Raw genomic sequence first — 18,359 nt, forward strand, 5'->3', positions numbered from 1 at the left:
GGTTATTCACCCTCGTAGCCCGGCGGCGTTGGCGCCGCGACAGGCAGGTTGGTATTGTTGTCGCCAAGAATTATATGGTCGAGGATCTGGCGCATGATAGTGCCGACTGCCGGACCCGCTCCGCCGTTCTCAAGGATCATGGTGACCGCTACGCGCGGCTGGTCGTAGGGGGCAAAAGCGGTCATCAATTTATGGTCACGCAGGCGCTCAGTCAGTTTGTGCGCGTTATAGGTTTCATTGGCTTTCAAGCCAAACACCTGCGCCGTACCCGACTTGGCGGCAATTTTGTACGGTGCATCCGCAAAGCTCTTGCGCGCAGTGCCGTTAGGGCGATTCGCCACGCCATACATTCCGTCTTTCGCTATTTCCCAATACCCGCTATGCACATCAGCCACCGGAGTGCTTTGCGTCTGACGCCACGGCAATTTACTTGTTCCCTGCATGGTATCCATCATCAGGTGAGGGGTTTTGATGACGCCGTTGTTAATCAGGGCGATCAGCGCCTTATTCATCTGCACAGGGGTGGCAGTCCAGTACCCTTGCCCAATGCCAACCGGGATGGTATCTCCCTGATACCAGGGTTTCTTAAATCGTTTCATCTTCCATTGGCGCGTTGGCATAATCCCGGGCGTTTCTTCCGTCAGATCGATGCCGGAAAGCTGTCCGTAGCCAAATTTGCCCATCCATTCACTCAGGCGGTCGATTCCCATATCATAGGCAACCTGGTAGAAAAACGTATCCGCAGATTCTTCCAACGATTTTGTCACGTTAAGGCGGCCGTGCCCCCAGTGTTTCCAGTCACGAAAGCGCTTTTCTGAACCCGGAAGTTGCCACCAACCGGGGTCGAACAGGCTGGTATTGCGGTTAATCACCCCGGCGGTGAGGGCGGAGACGGCAATATAAGGTTTCACCGTTGAGGCCGGAGGGTAAGCCCCTTGGGTAGTACGGTTAATCAGCGGGCGGTTTTCATCATTGATCAAAAGGTTGTATTGCCTGCTTGAGATACCGCCGACGAAGGGATTGGGGTCGTAGCTGGGCATAGAAACCATCGCCAGCACTTCGCCATTACGCGGGTCGGTTACCACCACGGCAGCACGGCTGCCCGCCAGCAGGGTTTCTATATACTGCTGCAGCTTGAGGTCAATAGTCAGATGGATGTCTCGCCCGGCCTGGGGTTCTTGCTCATGCAGCTGGCGGATAACCCGCCCACGGTTGTTAACCTCTACTTCTTCGTAGCCGGTTTTGCCATGCAGGACATCTTCGTAATAACGTTCGATACCCAGTTTGCCTATGTCATGGGTTGCCGCGTAATTTGGCCAATCTCCCACTTTATCCAGGCGTTCGACGTCGCGGTCGTTAATTTTCGACACGTAACCCAGTACATGAGTCAGGGCGGAACCGTAAGGGTAAAAACGACGCTGGTAGCCCTTCACTTCCACGCCGGGGAAGCGATACTGGTTGACCGCAAAGCGGGCTACCTGAACTTCACTCAGGCTGGTTTTCAGCGCAATTGAGGTGAAGCGACGCGACCGTCTGCGTTCCTTTTGAAAAGCGTCCAGGTCTTCATCGGTCAGATCGACAACCGGCTTAAGCTGTTGCAGGGTTTCTTGCAGATTGTCGACTTTTTCCGGGACCAGTTCGAGCTGATAAATGGTGCGGTTCAGCGCCAGCGGGATCCCGTTGCGGTCAAAGATGATCCCCCTGCTGGGGGCCACAGGAACCAGTTTGATGCGGTTGGCATTAGAACGCGTACTGTAGTCGTCAAAGCGGATAATTTGCAGGTGGTAGAGATTGACCACCAGAATACCGGATAGCAGTAAAATGCCAAAAAAGGCGATCAGCGCCCGGCGAACAAACAGCGTCTGCTCGGCAGTATAGTCACGAAAGGAGTTACGTTGTAATTTCATCCGCTGCTTATGTCTGTCCGGTTGACCTTATCCGTTACTCTCGGTGATAAGGGTGATTCGCAGTAATGCTCCATGCACGATATAAACTCTCTGCAACCAACACGCGAACCAGCGGATGGGGCAGGGTTAGCGCTGAGAGTGACCAGCTTTGTTCCGCCGCTGCCTTGCAGGCGGGTGACAGTCCTTCCGGGCCACCAATAAACAGGCTGACATCACGGCCATCCTGCTTCCAGCGTTCAAGCTGGCTGGCAAGCTGCGGTGTTTCCCACGGCTGGCCGGGTATATCCAGCGTGACGATGCGGTTACCTTTGCCGGCCGCTGCCAGCATCATTTCGCCTTCTTTCTCAAGGATGCGTTTAATATCCGCATTCTTACCGCGCTTGCCGGCGGGAATTTCGACCAGCTCGAAGGGCATATCCTTCGGAAAGCGACGCAGATACGCCATAAAGCCTGTTTGTACCCAGTCGGGCATTTTGCTGCCGACGGCAACCAGTTGCAGCTTCACGGCTTAACTCCAGAGCTTTTCCAGTTCGTACAACTGCCGGCTCTCTTCCTGCATCACATGAACGATCACTTCCCCCAGATCAACGACGACCCAGTCAGCTGCAGCACGGCCATCAACGTTAAACGGGCGCAAACCGGCAAGACGAGCTGCCTGAACCACATGTTCGGCAATTGACACGACGTGACGCGTAGAGGTACCGGTGCAGATAATCATACAGTCGGTGATGCTGGATTTGCCGCGGACATCGATAGTGACGATGTCCTGGCCTTTTAGATCGTCTATTTTATCAACAACGAAGTCTTGGAGTGCTTGACCTTGCAAAAGGTTCCCCCTTGGGATTTAAGTCTGCGGGGTTATCTCATATTTGCGGCGCGAGCCAAAATGATAACCATAACATTGTGTATTAAAAGGGCGGATGTTGCCCCAGAAAATTAGCGGCGCAGTATATCATGCCGCTGTGGGTTGCGATATAAACGCTCGCGATCGATATATGCGCTGACCGCCGGGGGCAGCAGGCCGGCATCGGATTCCCCCCGATGATGCCGCGCACGGATCTCTGTGGCGGAAATCGCCACCAGCGGGGTGTGCGCCAGGAACACTTTGCCCGCCGGATTGCGTTGCAGATCCCCGGGGGAATGCGTTTGATGGCTGTCCAGCCAGCGCTGCAACTTCTTGGTTTCCATCGCGCTGCAATATCCAGGACGTTGGCAAACCAGCAGATGGCACAGCGACAGAATATCCTGCCAACGGTGCCATTGGTCTAAGGTTAGCAGCGAATCCTGGCCAATAATAAAGGCCAGCGGCTGATGCTCCCCGCGTTCGGCGCGCACAGCAGCCAGCGTGTCGATAGTGTAAGAGGGCGTTTCACGCTGCATTTCACGCAGATCAAGGTCAAACAGCGGGTTACCGGCAATCGCCAGCCTGACCATCTCTGCCCTTTGTGCCGCCGTTGCTTCCGGCTGTGGACGATGTGGCGGTACGTTGTTGGGAAGCAGCGTGACCTTTTGCAGGCCTGCTACGGTGGCCATTGCTTCTACCGGACGCAGATGCCCGTAATGAATCGGATCAAAGGTGCCGCCAAACAGCGCGTGTAGCGCATTGTTGTCACGCATCACAGAAACTCGCCGGGAAAGTGGGGAGACTCAACATCAGCGTCAGCGTTTCCAGCTCCGCCCAGACAGTCTGGCCATAATCCTGCTTCAACGTCAGCTCGGTTTGGGTCAGCAGCGTTATCGCTTTCGCCAACCGTGTGGCGGTGAGGCGTTGCAGGGCCTCAGCGAATAGCGCCCGGCGGTTTTGCCACACGCGATGCCGATCGTACAGGGTGCGCAGCGGGGTATATGCCATCTGCCGCTGTAACGTCAGCAGCAGCAGCAGGTCGCGTTGCAGGGTGCGCAGCAGGATCACCGGCTCACTGTCTTCAGCACGCATCTGCCGCAGAATATGCAGCGCACGTTTGCTTTTGCCTGCCAGCAAAGCATCCACCCAGTGGAACGGCGTAAAATGTGCCGCATCGTTAACCGCCTGCTCGACGCGTGGCAGCGTCAGCTTGCCGTCTGGCCACATCAGCGAAAGCCGTTCCAGCGCCTGAGAAAGCGCCAGCAGATTACCCTCGTAGCAGTAACACAGCAGCTGATTTGCGGCATCATCCAGCGTCAGGTTAAGCTTCTTCGCCCGCATAGTCACCCAGCGGGGCAGCTGACCGTGTTCGGGTGTCTGACAGGGAACCGCTACCGCATTGGCGCTGAAAGCTTTATACCAGGCGCTGTTTTCCTGTGCTTTAGTCAGTCGGGTTGCGCGCAGAATCAGCAGGATATCGCTGTGCAGCAGGGTAGAAAGGGTTAGCAGCTGTTCACTCATCGCGGCATTCGGGCCATTTTCAGGCAAAGTGAGCAGTAACGTCTGGCGGCTGGCGAACAGGCTCAATGCCTGACAGGCGGAGAAAATTTCCTGCCAGTCGGTCCCGATCTCCAGCGCCACGCTAACGTGTTCGGTATACCCCTGCTGTTGGGCTGCTGCGCGGATAGCATCCTGTGCTTCCTGCAACAGCAAAGGTTCATTGCCGCTCAATAAATAGCAGGCGCGCAGCCCTTCACGAAGCTGCGCGCCGAGTTGCTCCGGGTAAATCCTGATCATCGGGTGTAGGAGTTGTCCGAAACAGTGCTTGCATCGGCGGGTAAGCGATCGACGGCCGATGGCTTATGGTCAAGCGTATTAATAGCCGGGTTGGTTTCTGCAGCATGAACGGTTAACAGCTGACGTACCAGCTTCTCTACCGCCTGGGTGCGCATCTCATTCACGATAATCTCCTGCTCGGAGTCTTTTGCCAGTGCGGCCTGGGGATTGTCAAAGAATGAACGATACGCGGTGGCGCTGATGGGATAGATGCCTTTTTGCGGTAGCAGCACCTGAGCGCGCAGCGTCATCATCATCGAATATTCCGCTGTCTTACCGTCCCGGAAAATCGAGGCGGTATCCCGACTGAGGGTTTCCCCCTGCAGGCGCAGCGAAGGCACGTCCGTACGCAGTCCTGGCTTGTCGATAATGGTCACGTTGTTCAGCCTCAGTTGCTCACGCACCTCGCGCGTTAGCGGGCCATAAGGATCTGAGGTATCCACAATCAGCGTTTTCATTTCCGACGGCACCGAGGTGGTGCCGCGCAGATGGTATCCACATCCGGCGGTGATCAACACCGCCATGCTGACTAACAGAGAGACTATCGGATGTCGCACAATTCCTCCTGACATCAACCAACAACCAGGTTAAGCAGCTTGCCCGGTACATAAATCACTTTACGAATGGTGACGCCATTAAGATACTTGGCCACCAGATGCTCCTGCGCAGCGCGAGCCTGCACCTGTTCCTGTGTCGCGTTAGCGGCTACGGTTATTTTCCCGCGTACTTTACCGTTTACCTGAACCACAACCAGCAGAGAATCCTCCACCATTGCCGCCTCATCCGCCTGTGGCCACGGAGCGTTGTCAATGTCTCCCATGCCGCCCAGCGCCTGCCACAGCACAAAGCTGACATGCGGGGTAAACGGATTCAGCATGCGAACCACTGCTAGCAGGGCTTCCTGCATCAGCGCACGGTCCTGCCCACTTTCCTGTGGCGCACGCGCCAGCTTGTTCATCAGCTCCATAATCGCCGCAATCGCGGTATTGAAGGTCTGGCGGCGGCCGATATCATCGGATACTTTGCTGATTGTTTTATGCAGATCGCGACGCAGCGCCTTCTGGTCATCGTTAAGCGCATCAACGTCAAGAGCGGCGACGGTGCCTTTTTCCGTATGTTCGAAGGCCAGTCTCCACACGCGCTTCAGGAAGCGGTTGGCTCCCTCCACGCCAGACTCCTGCCACTCCAGGGTCATTTCAGCAGGGGAAGCGAACATCATAAACAGACGCACGGTATCGGCACCATAGCGTTCTACCATCACCTGGGGATCGATGCCGTTGTTTTTCGACTTCGACATTTTACTCATACCGGCATAAACCAGCTCGTGGCCATCGTTATCGGTGGCTTTAGTAATGCGCCCTTTTTCGTCACGTTCAACGCTGACGTCCGTCGGTGACACCCAGTTGCGCTCGCCGTTACTGCCGGTGAAGTAGAACGCATCTGCCAGTACCATGCCCTGACACAGCAGACGTTTCGCGGGTTCGTCAGAATTGACCAGGCCCGCATCACGCAGCAGCTTGTGGAAGAAGCGGAAATAGAGTAGGTGCATGATAGCGTGTTCAATGCCGCCGACATACTGATCTACCGGCAGCCAGTAGTTAGCCGCAGCCGGATCAAGCATACCATTGTCATAATCCGGGCAGGTGTAACGTGCGTAATACCAGGAAGACTCCATAAAGGTGTCGAAGGTATCGGTTTCACGCAGCGCTGGCTGGCCGTTGACGATGGTTTTCGCCCATTCGGCATCGGCTTTAATCGGGCTGGTAATGCCATCCATTACCACATCTTCCGGCAGGACAACCGGTAGCTGGTCCTCAGGAGTTGGCATCACGGAGCCATCCTCCAGCGTGACCATAGGGATGGGGGCACCCCAGTAGCGCTGGCGCGACACGCCCCAGTCGCGCAGGCGATAATTCACCTTGCGCTCGCCAACGCCTTTGTCCGCAAGCTTGGTGGCAATGGCCTCAAAGCCCGCTTCGTGAGACAAACCGTCAAATTCCCCAGAGTTAAACAGCGTGCCTTTTTCCGTCATCGCCGAGGCGCTCAGATCCGGTACGCTGCCATCAGCGGCAAGAATAACCGCTTTGATTGGCAGACGGTATTTGCTGGCAAACTCCCAGTCACGCTGGTCGTGGCCCGGTACGGCCATAACCGCACCGGTGCCGTATTCCATCAGCACAAAGTTTGCCACCCACACCGGCACTTTTTCGCCCGTCAGCGGATGTGTTGCAAACAGGCCGGTCGCCATGCCTTTCTTTTCCATCGTTGCCATATCTGCCTCGGCAACTTTGGTGTTACGGCATTCGGCAATAAAGTCCGCCAGCGCCGGATTGGTCATCGCCGCCTGAGAAGCCAGCGGATGACCCGCCGCTACTGCCAGATAGGTAACGCCCATAAAGGTGTCGGGACGGGTGGTATAGACGCCCAGCTTCTCTTCGCTGTCAATAACGCTGAACTCAATTTCCACACCTTCGGAGCGACCAATCCAGTTACGCTGCATGGTTTTCACCTGTTCAGGCCAGCTTTCCAGCTTGTCGAGGTCATTGAGCAATTCGTCAGCATAGTCGGTGATTTTGACAAACCACTGGGGGATCTCTTTGCGCTCAACTTTGGAGTCGCAGCGCCAGCAGCAGCCGTCAATAACCTGTTCATTAGCCAGTACGGTCATGTCATGCGGGCACCAGTTCACCGCAGAGGTCTTTTTGTAGACCAGGCCTTTTTCATACAGTTTAGTGAAGAACCACTGTTCCCAGCGATAGTACTCCGGCTGGCAGGTTGCCAGCTCACGATGCCAGTCGTAGCCGAAGCCCAGCAGTTTCAGCTGGTTCTTCATGTAGTCAATATTGGCATAGGTCCAGGGGGCCGGCGCGGTATTGTTTTTCACCGCCGCGCCTTCAGCCGGCAGGCCGAAAGCGTCCCAACCGATTGGCTGCAGTACATTTTTACCCAGCATACGCTGATAACGGGAGATCACGTCGCCAATGGTGTAGTTACGCACGTGGCCCATATGTAAGCGTCCGGAAGGATAGGGCAGCATGGAGAGGCAGTAGTACTTCTCTTTACCTTCTTCCTCGATGACTTTGAACGTTTGCTTGTCGTCCCAGTGCTGCTGGACGTGGGATTCTATCTCTTCCGGGCGATATTGCTCTTGCATGGTAGCCAGTGGTCCTTGGTATCAATTTTTTGTGTTCGATCAGATCCGCATAGCATAGCCGATCCGTCCCCGACGCAACAACAGGAAGCGGCCAGCCGAACGGCATTTCTCTGTAAGCTGGAAGCGCGCTGGCAATTATGACTGCAAAATAACGGAAAATCTTTCACAGGCACTAGAATGAGTAAATACGCTTTCGTTATCAATAAAGGAGTGTCAATGAACAAGGTCGCTCAGTATTATCGTGAGCTGGTGTCTTCGCTGACGGCGCGTCTGGAGCGCGGTGAGCGTGATATTGATGCTCTGGTTGAAAGTGCGCGTCAGCGTATGCTCAACCGGGGTGAATTAACCCGAAGTGAAATTGATGACGTGACGCATGCCGTGCGCCGCGACCTGGAAGAGTTCGCCCGTAGCTATACAGAACAGCGGCAGGAGCTGGGTGAAAGCGTGTTTATGCGCGTGATCCGTCAGAGTTTGTGGAAGGAGCTGGCAGACATTACCGACAAAAGCCAGCTTGAGTGGCGCGAAGTGTTTCAGGACCTGAATCATCACGGGGTCTATCACAGCGGAGAGGTGGTAGGGCTGGGAAATTTAGTCTGCGAACAATGTCAGTTTACCCGGGCCATTTACACCCCGGAAGTGTTGACACGTTGCCCGCAGTGCGGCCAGCATCGCTTTACGCGTCAGCCATTTGAACCTTAGTTTTCAGCGCGTTCCAGCTCTGCCAATATCTTATGGTTTAACCGCTCAGCCTGTGCAAAGACGTCCTCCGCACAGGCTGCTGTTGACCCCTCCCCTCACGGGTTACTCTGGCTGCACTATAAGGCTTTAAGGTGAGTGATGCTGCGGACTCACCCTGCTGTCAGCGGAATTAATGCAGGATTTTCGCCAGGAAATCCTTTGCCCGTTCTGACTGTGGATTATTGAAGAAGTCATCCTTCGGTGAATCTTCAATGATCTTACCCTCATCCATAAAGATAACCCGGTTAGCCACCTTACGCGCAAAGCCCATTTCGTGGGTCACCACCATCATCGTCATGCCTTCGTTGGCCAGCTCCACCATCACGTCCAGCACTTCGTTGATCATTTCCGGGTCAAGAGCAGACGTTGGCTCGTCGAACAGCATGGCGACAGGATCCATACAGAGAGCGCGGGCAATAGCCACGCGTTGCTGCTGGCCGCCGGAAAGCTGGCCGGGAAACTTGTTGGCATGGGCAGCAAGGCCGACGCGATCCAGCAGTTTCAGCCCCTTTGTGCGCGCTTCTTGCTTATCGCGCTTTAATACCTTCACCTGTGCCAGCGTCAGATTATCGACTATCGACAAATGCGGGAACAGTTCGAAATGCTGGAAAACCATGCCTACTTTCGAACGTAGCTGTGCCAGATTGGTTTTTTTGTCGTTAACCGTCGTGCCGTTAACTTCAATAACACCCTGCTGAACCGGCTCCAGGCCGTTGACCGTTTTGATCAGCGTCGATTTTCCGGAGCCGGAAGGACCGCAAACCACCACAACTTCACCTTTGTTAACTTCTGTGGTGCAGTCGGTCAGGACCTGAAAGTGACCATACCACTTAGAAACATTTTTCAGGGTAATCATTTAAACAGTCCTTTTTTTCTTTAGATAGCTGACCAACAGCGACGCGCTAAGGCTGATAACAAAGTAAACCGCACCGGCAAACAGCACCATCTCAATCTCAGTACCGTTATTGACGCCAATGGTATCAGCGGTTCGGAAGAAGTCGGCAAGGCTCAGGACATACACCAGGGAAGTGTCCTGGAACAGGACGATACCTTGCGTCAGCAGCAGTGGCACCATGGCCCGGAACGCCTGTGGCAGGATGATCAGTTGCATTGACTGCCACTGAGTCATCCCGAGCGCCAGCGCCGCGTTGCCCTGTCCGCGCGCAATACTGAGGATACCGGCGCGAATAATTTCAGAGTAGTAGGCGGCTTCAAACAGTGAGAAAGCCACCATGGCCGAGATAAGACGAATATCGGTTTTGGGCGAAAGCCCCAGCACCTGCTGCAGGAAACCCGGTACGACCAGGTAGAACCATAGCAGGACCATCACCAGCGGCACCGAGCGGAACAGGTTGACGTAGATTTTGGCGAACCAGCTCAACGGTTTGAATGAAGACAGGCGCATAACCGCCAGCAAAGTGCCCCAGATGATGCCGAAAACTATCGCCGTAAAGGTAATTTTCAGGGTGATGACCATACCATTCCACAGCCACGGCAGATTGGGAACGATAGTGCTCCAGTCGAATTGGTACATTATTTTCCTCCCGTGCCGGGCAGGCGGACTTTACGTTCAACCAGCCCCATCAGCAGCATAATCACCGCGTTGATGGCAACATAGGCTAAGGTAATTGCGGTAAAGGATTCGTAGGCATGAGCGGAATAGTCCAGCAGTTTGCCCGCCTGAGCGGCCATATCAACCAGGCCGATGGTGGAAGCAATCGCCGAGTTTTTCACCAGATTGAGCATTTCGGAGGTCATCGGCGGCACAATAACCCGATAAGCATTGGGCAGCAGGACGTAACGATAAGTTTGTGGCAGCGTCAGCCCCATCGCCAGACCAGCGTTTTTCTGCCCGCTGGGAAGGGACTGAATGGCGGCACGCACCTGCTCGCAGACACGGGCGGCAGTAAACAGGCCCAGGCAGAGCACCGAACAGGTAAAAAACTGGATGTTCGGGTCAATTTCCGATTTAAACCACGTGCCGATAGCTTCCGGCAGCAGTTCCGGCACCACCAGATACCAGATAAAGAATTGAACAATAAGCGGCACGTTGCGGAACAGCTCAACGTAACAGGTACCGAGAGATGAAAATAGCCGTCCCGGTACAGTTCGTAAGATACCGAAAAACGAGCCGACGCACAGGGCGATGATCCAGGCGCAGACCGAGACGGCAATAGTGACCTGAAAGCCCGACCATAACCACCCGAGGTAGCTGGTATTACCGAACGGGGCCTCTTGCAGAAATATTCCCCAGTTCCAATCGATAGACATAACACACTCCGGTAAAAAAAGGGTAGCGGCTGCTACCCTGAAGATCGATGAGAGGCTCCCATACCCATTTTGTTTTGGGTATTTATGCGCACCGGGGAACGACCGGTTTGCATCTTCGCCCGGCCGTATGGCTTTAGCGATATCGGCCGAACTGTGTCTGTCCGAGCCTGGCTTCAACAATCGTAGGGCGAGTTACTGCCCTTGACCCGCCATACTTAACGTGCAGAAGGTGATGCAGGCATCTGCAGGATGCAGGCGTTTTGCCTCGCCAGTTATTTTGGGCGTTAGTTTTATTAATTCATTGCCTTATCGTTCGGCGTTTTGAACAGCGCTTTCATGTCATCTGACAGATCGAAGTCCATGGTCATATTTTTCGGCGGGACAGGCTGTTTGAACCATTTGTCAAACCACTTAGCTGCTTCGCCAGAGGTTTGTGCCTGCACGATGGTGTCATCCATCAGCTTTTTGAATTCGCTATCGCCTTTGCGCAGCATACAGCCATAGGCCTCACGGGACTGAGGCGTACCGAGAATTTCCCACTCAGACGGTTTTTTCGCTTTAGCGCGTTCCCCCGCTAACAGGGCATCGTCCATCATAAATGCGACAGCACGGCCACTTTCCAGCGTACGGAAGGAGTCGCCATGATCTTTAGCACTGACGATACGCATGCCCATTTTCTGTTCATCATTCAGTTTGTTCAGCAGGATTTCAGAGGTGGTGCCAGAAGTGACGACCACTGTTTTTCCTTTCAGGTCCGCGAAGTCTTTGATCGCGCTGCCTTTTTTAACCAGCAAACGGGTACCGACCACAAAAATACTGTTTGAAAAGCTTGCCTGTTTCTGGCGTTCAATATTGTTGGTGGTGGAGCCGCATTCGAAGTCGTAGGTTCCGTTTTGTAACAGCGGAATACGGTTTTGTGAGGTAACAGGCAGCATTTTTACCTGGAGATCGGGTTTGTTCAGCTTCTTCTTGATAGCGGCGACGATCGCATCAGAGTAATCCTGAGAATAGCCGACGACTTTTTGCTGATTATCATAGTAGGAGAAGGGGACGGACGATTCACGGTGGCCGACCACGATCACGCCATTTTTAGCAATTTTTTCCAGAGTGTGAGTTTGCTGTTGCGCATCGGCGGTTGCTGGTGCTTTAGCATCCTCAGCATGAGCAATACCGGAGGCGATGCCTGCCAGGGCCAGGCAAAGCCCCAGTTTTCGAAATTTCATATTCAACTCCTTTGCAGTTTGGGCGCTCAGCATATCGACGCCGACGAGATGTGTTTATTTTGCATCCAATTATTTGTTTGAAATTCGAACTAAAACCGCTGTGATCCTCAACCAACATAGCTGAATGTTAATGTTATGAAACAAAAAAGTTTCTTTTTTGCGACTCAAGCCGCACCAATTTAGCGCAGTCCCGCTGGCGATGTTTCATCAGGGTGCGAGTCGTGTGCTTATAATGGTGCGTTCGCCATGTCTTCGACGGTTCAGCCCGCGCAGCGCCAGCTACACATTGTTATTAGCAAGCATCGTGCCAGTGGCAACAGGTAACAGGTATGCAGATCGGGTTTTCAGGGAGGGGGTGGTACAGAAGTGGCACAGGGCTTATGCCCTGTGCGGATAAAGTGGCCTTTAATGCGGCAGACGAGCGCATCAAACGCGTTGAGACAGGATCAGGCGCGACGCGAGCGTCTGGCAAATAACAGTCCAGTGACGGCAAACCCCATTGTTACTACCCATATCCCCCAGTTACCGAAACGGGCGTATGGCGTCAACCCGATGGTTGGGGAGACCTTCGCCGCCAATACAGCGGGTTTGAATTGAGGGATGATCTGCGCAATGTTACCACTGGCGTCAACCACTGCCGTCACACCATTGTTAGTGCTGCGCAACAAGGGGCGCCCTAGTTCCAGCGCACGCATGCGTGCCATTTGCAGATGTTGCCACGGGCCAATCGAATGGCCGAACCAGGCATCATTGGAGAGGGTCAACAAGAAGTTGGTATCTGGGCGGAAGTTATCGCGTACCTGCTGGCCGAGCACAATTTCATAGCAGATGGCGGCAGTGAGTTTGTAACCGGCGACCTGAAGCTGGGGCTGAATGTATGAACCACGGCTGAAGGATGACATGGGCAGGTCAAAGAAGGGGGCCAGTGGGCGCAGCAGCGTCTCTAAGGGCACGAACTCGCCAAAAGGTACCAGATGGTTTTTCTGGTAACGACTGCTGCTAAAGTAGTCATAAGGCTGCGCACCACCCAACACGATGATCGAGTTGTAATCGTGGTAACGATTATTCTCGAGGCGGGAATCAACAATGCCGGTCACCAGACTGCTGCCGGACGCGCGCAGCTGTTGATCTATTGTTTTCAGGAATGGCTGCTGGTTGGTTTCCAAATCGGGAACGGCGGATTCCGGCCAGATGATAAGCGGTGTTTTACCCACATAAGGGCGACTGAGCCTGGTGTAAGTTTTCAGGGTAGTAATTAGCTGATTGGGATCCCATTTTAGCGATTGCTCAATGTTACCCTGCACCAAAGCTACGTCTACCGCTCGCAGCGGTTGGTACCAGTCAATGGTTCGTAATGGCCACGGCAGCCACAGTAGCGCCAGGGCAGCCACTGCGGCGACAAGGTGACGCAGCAGTACGGCATAGACTGCCAGTCCGGCAATGATCATCAGCAGGAAGGTGATCCCCTCCACCCCCAGCAGGGGTGCCAGGCCCTTCAGCGGACCATCAATCTGGCTGTAGCCAAACTGTAACCACGGGAATCCGGTCAGTACCCAGCCACGCAAAAATTCCGTAAGCTGCCAGAGTGCCGGGGCAGCAAGCGTAAGCCGCAGCAGCGAACTCTTCGGACACAGGCGGTTGAGCAACCCCGCAAACAACAGGGTATACAGCGACAGATAAGCCGCCAGCAGCACGACGAGAAAGACGTTAATGGTACCCGGCATGCCACCAAAAGTGGCGATGCTGACATAGACCCAGTTAATTCCGCTACCGAACAGTCCAAAACCCCACGTAAAGCCGATGGCGCAGGCTTGTCGGGTGGTACGGTTCAGCGTCAGAGCCTGTAAGCCAAACAATGAAACCAGAGCGGCTGGCCAGACGTCGTAAGGGGAGAAGCTAAGGGTGCCGATGGCACCCGTAATCAGCGCTAAAAGCAGGCGAACCTGCTGACGCTGGTAGATAGAGGCCGTTGCCATAGCGTGTTTTATTCTTCCAGAGTCGGTTGCGGCGAGTTTTCCGGTATTCTGACGTGAACCTGTATAATGCGCCGGCTATCAGCCATCGCTACTTTAAACTGGTAACCATCTATCTCAACACTTTCACCACGGGCGGGCAGATGGCCAAAGCCCTGCATCACCAGACCGCCGATGGTATCCACCTCATCATCGCTAAAGTGGGTAGCGAAAACTTCGTTAAAGTCCTCGATGGGCGTCAGTGCACGAATAGTGTAGGTATGACGGCTCAGCTGACGAATATCGCGATCCTCAATGTCGTCATATTCATCTTCAATCTCGCCGACGATCAGCTCAAGAATATCTTCAATAGTGACCAGCCCGGAAACGCCGCCGAATTCATCAATCACAATGGCCATATGATAGCGCTGTGAACGGAACTCTTTCAACATGCGGTCAACGCGTTTGCTTTCAGGGACTACCACGGCAGAGCGCAGCACTTTTTCGATACTGAAGGGTGCTGACCCACTGCTCATAAACGGCAGCAAATCTTTAGCCATCAGGATGCCTTCAACATGGTCCTTGTCTTCACTGATAACCGGGAAGCGCGAGTGGGCAGACTCAATGATCACCCCCAGACACTCTTCCAACGTCTGGTTGCGCTTTAGCGTTACCATCTGAGAGCGCGGGATCATAATGTCGCGTACACGCTGATCGGCAATATCCATCACCCCTTCGAGCATGTCCCTGGTATCCGGGTCGATCAGGTCATTCTGTTCCGAGTCGCGGATAAGCTCCAGCAGGTCGTCACGGTTCTTTGGCTCGCCGTGGAAAAGCTGGTTGAGGAATAGGGTAAAAAATCCCTTTTTACTGGCGGGACTGTCGTTGTTTTGTGAATGGTCATCGCTCATGGCGTTTTTGTGTTTGTCTCTCTTCTAATGGGATCGGCTGCCGCGACAGGGGCCATGGCAGGCGTGTTGGCTGGTGGCCCAGCCGGGTACGGATTATCCCCGCTAAGGCAGGGAAACTGTGCCAATCGTCTTGAAAGACGACTTACTCTTTCTCCGAAATGTACGGATCGGGATAACCAAGAGCAAGCATTATCTCTGTCTCCAGCGATTCCATCTCTTCGGCTTCGTCATCTACGATGTGATCATAGCCTAGCAGGTGCAGGCTGCCATGAATAACCATGTGTGCCCAGTGGGCTTCCAGCGCCTTTTCCTGTTCGGCGGCTTCGTGCTCGACAACCTGGCGACAGATTATCAGGTCACCCAGCAGCGGCAGCTCAATGCCTGGCGGGGCTTCAAACGGGAAAGAGAGCACATTGGTCGGCTTTTCTTTGCCGCGATATGTGTGGTTCAGGTGATGGCTTTCTGCTTCATCCACCAGCCGAATGGTCACTTCGCTCTCCGACTGGAACTGTGGCAGTACCGCTTCCAGCCAGCGTTGGAAGTCGGCTTCAGTTGGCAGGCCCTGCTGGCTTTCGCAGGCTAGCTGCAGGTCCAGAATTACCTGAGTCATTTATTCTCCTGGGCTGTCAGGGCTTCACGTTTACGTTCTGCTGCCTGTGCATCGCGCCGCTTTTGGTCTGCAGCCTCCCAGGCTTCATAGGCAACAACAATACGAGCCACAACAGGATGGCGCACCACGTCTTCACTGTGGAAGAAATTAAAGCTCAAATCAGGGACATCAGATAGCACCTCAATCGCGTGGCGTAGCCCGGATTTCAGGTTGCGCGGCAGGTCAATTTGCGTTACGTCACCAGTTACTACCGCTTTAGAGTTAAAGCCAATTCGCGTCAGGAACATTTTCATCTGCTCAATGGTGGTGTTCTGACTTTCATCCAGGATGATAAACGCATCATTTAGCGTGCGGCCCCGCATATAAGCCAGCGGTGCAACTTCGATGACGTTACGCTCCATCAGCTTCTCAACCCGCTCAAAGCCGAGCATCTCGAACAGCGCGTCATACAGCGGGCGCAAATAGGGGTCGACTTTCTGGCTGAGGTCACCCGGCAGAAAGCCAAGCTTTTCACCGGCTTCAACAGCGGGACGAGTCAACAGAATACGCCGCACTTCCTGGCGCTCCAGCGCGTCCACCGCAGCGGCGACGGCCAGATAGGTTTTCCCGGTACCTGCCGGACCAATGCCAAAGGTGATGTCATGGTCGAGGATATTCGCCAGATACTGTGCCTGGTTAGGCGTGCGTGGTTTGATCACCCCACGTTTGGTTTTGATATGTATCGCTTTGCCGAATTCCGGCACGCTTTCGGCGGTCTGTTCCAGCACCCGGCTTTCTTTGATAGCCAGGTGAATTTGTTCCGGGTCAATATCCGGGATGTTGCCGCGTACCGGTGACGTATCGACGTACAGATGGCGCAGAATATCCACGGCTGCATGCACGCACAACGCACGGCCCACCAGCTTAAAGGCGTTATCGCGACGGTTAATCTCTATGCCCAGACGGCGCTCCAGCTGTTTGATATTGTCATCAAACGGGCCGCACAGGCTCATCAGCCGCGCATTGTCGATGGGTTCCAGAGTTATTTCACGAGTTTCAATATTCAAACTAATCCTTGGGGTCACACAGGGCCAGGTTGAGAAAATAAATGTCAGTCCGGGCTAATGCCAGAGCCATGAGGAAGGTAAATCAGTGAGCGCAAAGCTGCAAACGTTTGGTGAGATATTTGGGCGCGCTCTTCAGAAAGCAAGTGTCGTGTCATGAAATCATGCGGCGAGACATGAACACTCGCCGCATTTATCCGATTGTCTGGCTGCATAAGCCCAGCTTTGACGCCTTCCCCAGCGCGAGTCATTCTGAGTAAGTCAGGGAAGCCAGGTCGACACGCCCAGCTCATCCTCTTTACGGGTACGCGCAATCACCGAAGCAGGAGTCTCCAGGGTACGCAGGCCCATCTGGTGTTCGCCACGCAGTAACACGCCGCGTAGCGAGTTGGCGTAGACATCGGTGATTTTTACATCGACGAACTTACCAATATGATCTGGCGTTGCTTCAAAGTTGACCACGCGATTACACTCTGTACGGCCGGAGAGTTCCATCACGTTTTTACGCGACGTGCCTTCGACCAGAATACGCTGAACGGTACCGAGTTTACGGCGGCTCCAGGCCATAGCCTGCTGGCTGATGCGGTCTTGCAGAACATACAGGCGCTGTTTTTTCTCATCCTCCGAAACATCGTCTGGCAGCTCGGCTGCCGGGGTTCCCGGACGGGCAGAATAGATGAAGCTGTAACTGGTATCAAAGTTGATTTCGCCTACCAGCTTCATCGTTTGTTCAAAGTCCGCCTGGGTTTCACCAGGGAAACCAATGATAAAATCAGAACTGATTTGAATATCCGGGCGCGCCGCTAATAGCTTACGAATGATAGCCTTATATTCCAGCGCGGTGTGTGCACGTTTCATCAGGGTCAGGATGCGATCGGCGCCACTTTGTACCGGAAGGTGCAAATAACTGACCAGTTCTGGCGTATCCCGATATACCTCAATGATATCGTCCGTGAATTCAATCGGGTGGCTGGTGGTAAAACGGATGCGATCAATACCGTCAATGGCGGCCACCAGGCGCAGCAGCTCGGCAAACGAACAGATACCGCCGTCGTAGGTTGCTCCGCGATATGCGTTGACGTTCTGCCCGAGCAAATTAACTTCGCGCACGCCCTGTGCTGCCAGCTGGGCGACCTCGAACAGAATGTCGTCTGCGGGGCGGCTGACCTCTTCACCGCGCGTATAAGGCACCACGCAGAAAGTGCAGTATTTGTTGCAGCCTTCCATAATCGAGACAAACGCCGTCGGTCCATCGGCACGGGGTTCCGGCATACGATCAAATTTTTCAATTTCCGGGAAGCTGACGTCAACCACCGGGCTTTTGCTGCCGCGCACGCTGTTAATCATTTCCGGCAGACGGTGTAAAGTTTGTGGACCGAATACGATATCTACACAACTGGCGCGTTGTCGAATTTTCGCACCTTCCTGAGAGGCGACACAGCCGCCAACGCCGATAATCAGATTGGGGTTAGCCTCTTTCAGCTTTTTCCAGCGCCCGAGCAGGCCGAAAACTTTTTCCTGAGCCTTTTCACGAATTGAACAGGTGTTCAGCAGTAATACGTCGGCGTCTTCTGCCTGTTCGGTCAGGGTATAGCCGTGAGTGCTGTTTAACAGGTCAGCCATTTTGGATGAATCATACTCATTCATCTGACAGCCCCAGGTTTTGATATGCAGTTTTTTAGTCATTGACTTGCCATTTGTCATGCAGAAAGAAGTGCAGGGCGCGTAATGCAGAGGTGCGCAGCCTGTTAAACTGGTGTAACGGGTTCAGAATAATAGCGAGAAATCCGGTACACTTAATAACGTTCAGGATAACAGAATTTGGCCGGTGAGGTGTAGTAGCACGGTGCACCTGAAGCCGCTGGTGAAG

17 protein-coding genes are annotated in these 18,359 nt (G+C 54.1%); 1 reads left to right on the top strand and 16 read right to left on the bottom strand.

The genetic code is table 11. The features are described 5' to 3' along the window. Positions 1-2 precede the first annotated feature (2 nt). The 7 genes from mrdA to leuS form a co-directional block, all read right to left on the bottom strand. Positions 3-1,907 carry a peptidoglycan DD-transpeptidase MrdA gene (mrdA, locus tag JGC47_RS05515; protein WP_004156621.1) on the bottom strand — a complete coding sequence of 635 codons (1,905 nt, stop codon included), beginning with the start codon at positions 1,905-1,907 and terminating at the stop codon, positions 3-5. 34 nt (positions 1,908-1,941) lie between these two features. Then, entirely contained in the window at positions 1,942-2,412 is a 471-nt protein-coding gene (rlmH, locus tag JGC47_RS05520; protein WP_004156622.1) for a 23S rRNA (pseudouridine(1915)-N(3))-methyltransferase RlmH, read from the bottom strand. A gap of 3 nt (positions 2,413-2,415) precedes the next feature. Beyond that, complete coding sequence (rsfS, locus tag JGC47_RS05525) at positions 2,416-2,733, bottom strand: ribosome silencing factor (RefSeq protein WP_004156623.1); 318 nt, start codon at positions 2,731-2,733, stop codon at positions 2,416-2,418. A 110-nt stretch (positions 2,734-2,843) separates the two neighbouring features. Continuing rightward, positions 2,844-3,524 (bottom strand): nicotinate-nucleotide adenylyltransferase, encoded by a 681-nt coding sequence (gene nadD, locus JGC47_RS05530; protein WP_004156624.1) that lies wholly within the window; start codon positions 3,522-3,524, stop codon positions 2,844-2,846. Next, positions 3,517-4,548, bottom strand: a complete 1,032-nt coding sequence (holA, locus tag JGC47_RS05535; RefSeq protein WP_004156625.1) for a DNA polymerase III subunit delta — start codon at positions 4,546-4,548, stop codon at positions 3,517-3,519. Before holA ends, nadD begins: the two co-directional genes overlap by 8 nt. Beyond that, positions 4,545-5,144, bottom strand: a complete 600-nt coding sequence (gene lptE, locus JGC47_RS05540) for an LPS assembly lipoprotein LptE (RefSeq protein ID WP_004156626.1) — start codon at positions 5,142-5,144, stop codon at positions 4,545-4,547. Before lptE ends, holA begins: the two co-directional genes overlap by 4 nt. A gap of 14 nt (positions 5,145-5,158) precedes the next feature. Further along, positions 5,159-7,741 carry a leucine--tRNA ligase gene (leuS, locus tag JGC47_RS05545; protein ID WP_004156628.1) on the bottom strand — a complete coding sequence of 861 codons (2,583 nt, stop codon included), beginning with the start codon at positions 7,739-7,741 and terminating at the stop codon, positions 5,159-5,161. Positions 7,742-7,957: 216 nt separating this feature from the next. Between leuS and JGC47_RS05550 the strand changes: the two genes are divergently transcribed. Continuing rightward, positions 7,958-8,440, top strand: a complete 483-nt coding sequence (locus JGC47_RS05550) for a zinc ribbon-containing protein (RefSeq protein ID WP_004164103.1) — start codon at positions 7,958-7,960, stop codon at positions 8,438-8,440. 169 nt (positions 8,441-8,609) lie between these two features. On the opposite strand, the gene JGC47_RS05555 is transcribed toward JGC47_RS05550, so the two are convergent. The 9 genes from JGC47_RS05555 to miaB all read right to left on the bottom strand — a co-directional run bounded on the left by JGC47_RS05555 (position 8,610) and on the right by miaB (position 18,175). After that, positions 8,610-9,335 carry an amino acid ABC transporter ATP-binding protein gene (locus JGC47_RS05555; RefSeq protein ID WP_004156630.1) on the bottom strand — a complete coding sequence of 242 codons (726 nt, stop codon included), beginning with the start codon at positions 9,333-9,335 and terminating at the stop codon, positions 8,610-8,612. Beyond that, a complete protein-coding gene (gene gltK / locus JGC47_RS05560) occupies positions 9,336-10,013 on the bottom strand; it encodes a glutamate/aspartate ABC transporter permease GltK (RefSeq protein ID WP_004156631.1) in 678 nt (225 codons plus the stop codon). Continuing rightward, on the bottom strand, positions 10,013-10,750 hold the full coding sequence (locus JGC47_RS05565) for an amino acid ABC transporter permease (protein WP_004156632.1): 738 nt from the start codon (positions 10,748-10,750) through the stop codon (positions 10,013-10,015). Before JGC47_RS05565 ends, gltK begins: the two co-directional genes overlap by 1 nt. 293 nt (positions 10,751-11,043) lie before the next feature. Further along, a complete protein-coding gene (locus JGC47_RS05570) occupies positions 11,044-11,973 on the bottom strand; it encodes an amino acid ABC transporter substrate-binding protein (protein WP_004156634.1) in 930 nt (309 codons plus the stop codon). Between the two features lie 446 nt (positions 11,974-12,419). After that, positions 12,420-13,949, bottom strand: a complete 1,530-nt coding sequence (lnt, locus tag JGC47_RS05575; RefSeq protein ID WP_004156635.1) for an apolipoprotein N-acyltransferase — start codon at positions 13,947-13,949, stop codon at positions 12,420-12,422. An 8-nt stretch (positions 13,950-13,957) separates the two neighbouring features. Continuing rightward, on the bottom strand, positions 13,958-14,836 hold the full coding sequence (corC, locus tag JGC47_RS05580) for a CNNM family magnesium/cobalt transport protein CorC (protein WP_004156636.1): 879 nt from the start codon (positions 14,834-14,836) through the stop codon (positions 13,958-13,960). 142 nt (positions 14,837-14,978) lie between these two features. After that, complete coding sequence (ybeY, locus tag JGC47_RS05585; protein ID WP_004156637.1) at positions 14,979-15,446, bottom strand: rRNA maturation RNase YbeY; 468 nt, start codon at positions 15,444-15,446, stop codon at positions 14,979-14,981. Beyond that, positions 15,443-16,492: a PhoH family protein gene (locus JGC47_RS05590; protein WP_004156638.1), complete on the bottom strand. Its 1,050-nt coding sequence runs from the start codon at positions 16,490-16,492 to the stop codon at positions 15,443-15,445. Before JGC47_RS05590 ends, ybeY begins: the two co-directional genes overlap by 4 nt. Before the next feature lie 258 nt (positions 16,493-16,750). Continuing rightward, on the bottom strand, positions 16,751-18,175 hold the full coding sequence (gene miaB / locus JGC47_RS05595) for a tRNA (N6-isopentenyl adenosine(37)-C2)-methylthiotransferase MiaB (RefSeq protein ID WP_013035942.1): 1,425 nt from the start codon (positions 18,173-18,175) through the stop codon (positions 16,751-16,753). Between the last annotated feature and the right edge of the window lie 184 nt (positions 18,176-18,359).

The sequence above is a fragment of the Erwinia amylovora genome, assembly GCF_017161565.1.
Lineage (GTDB): Bacteria > Pseudomonadota > Gammaproteobacteria > Enterobacterales > Enterobacteriaceae > Erwinia > Erwinia amylovora.

What these genes read in the sequence shown, in the direction of transcription:
- miaB (WP_013035942.1), bottom strand. Translation starts at nt 18,175, where the DNA reads ATGACTAAAAAACTGCATATCAAAACCTGGGGCTGTCAGATGAATGAG.
- holA (WP_004156625.1), bottom strand. Translation starts at nt 4,548, where the DNA reads ATGATCAGGATTTACCCGGAGCAACTCGGCGCGCAGCTTCGTGAAGGG.
- JGC47_RS05550 (WP_004164103.1), top strand. Translation starts at nt 7,958, where the DNA reads ATGAACAAGGTCGCTCAGTATTATCGTGAGCTGGTGTCTTCGCTGACG.
- JGC47_RS05570 (WP_004156634.1), bottom strand. Translation starts at nt 11,973, where the DNA reads ATGAAATTTCGAAAACTGGGGCTTTGCCTGGCCCTGGCAGGCATCGCC.
- mrdA (WP_004156621.1), bottom strand. Translation starts at nt 1,907, where the DNA reads ATGAAATTACAACGTAACTCCTTTCGTGACTATACTGCCGAGCAGACG.
- JGC47_RS05555 (WP_004156630.1), bottom strand. Translation starts at nt 9,335, where the DNA reads ATGATTACCCTGAAAAATGTTTCTAAGTGGTATGGTCACTTTCAGGTC.
- leuS (WP_004156628.1), bottom strand. Translation starts at nt 7,741, where the DNA reads ATGCAAGAGCAATATCGCCCGGAAGAGATAGAATCCCACGTCCAGCAG.
- nadD (WP_004156624.1), bottom strand. Translation starts at nt 3,524, where the DNA reads ATGCGTGACAACAATGCGCTACACGCGCTGTTTGGCGGCACCTTTGAT.
- corC (WP_004156636.1), bottom strand. Translation starts at nt 14,836, where the DNA reads ATGAGCGATGACCATTCACAAAACAACGACAGTCCCGCCAGTAAAAAG.
- JGC47_RS05565 (WP_004156632.1), bottom strand. Translation starts at nt 10,750, where the DNA reads ATGTCTATCGATTGGAACTGGGGAATATTTCTGCAAGAGGCCCCGTTC.
- ybeY (WP_004156637.1), bottom strand. Translation starts at nt 15,446, where the DNA reads ATGACTCAGGTAATTCTGGACCTGCAGCTAGCCTGCGAAAGCCAGCAG.
- gltK (WP_004156631.1), bottom strand. Translation starts at nt 10,013, where the DNA reads ATGTACCAATTCGACTGGAGCACTATCGTTCCCAATCTGCCGTGGCTG.
- lnt (WP_004156635.1), bottom strand. Translation starts at nt 13,949, where the DNA reads ATGGCAACGGCCTCTATCTACCAGCGTCAGCAGGTTCGCCTGCTTTTA.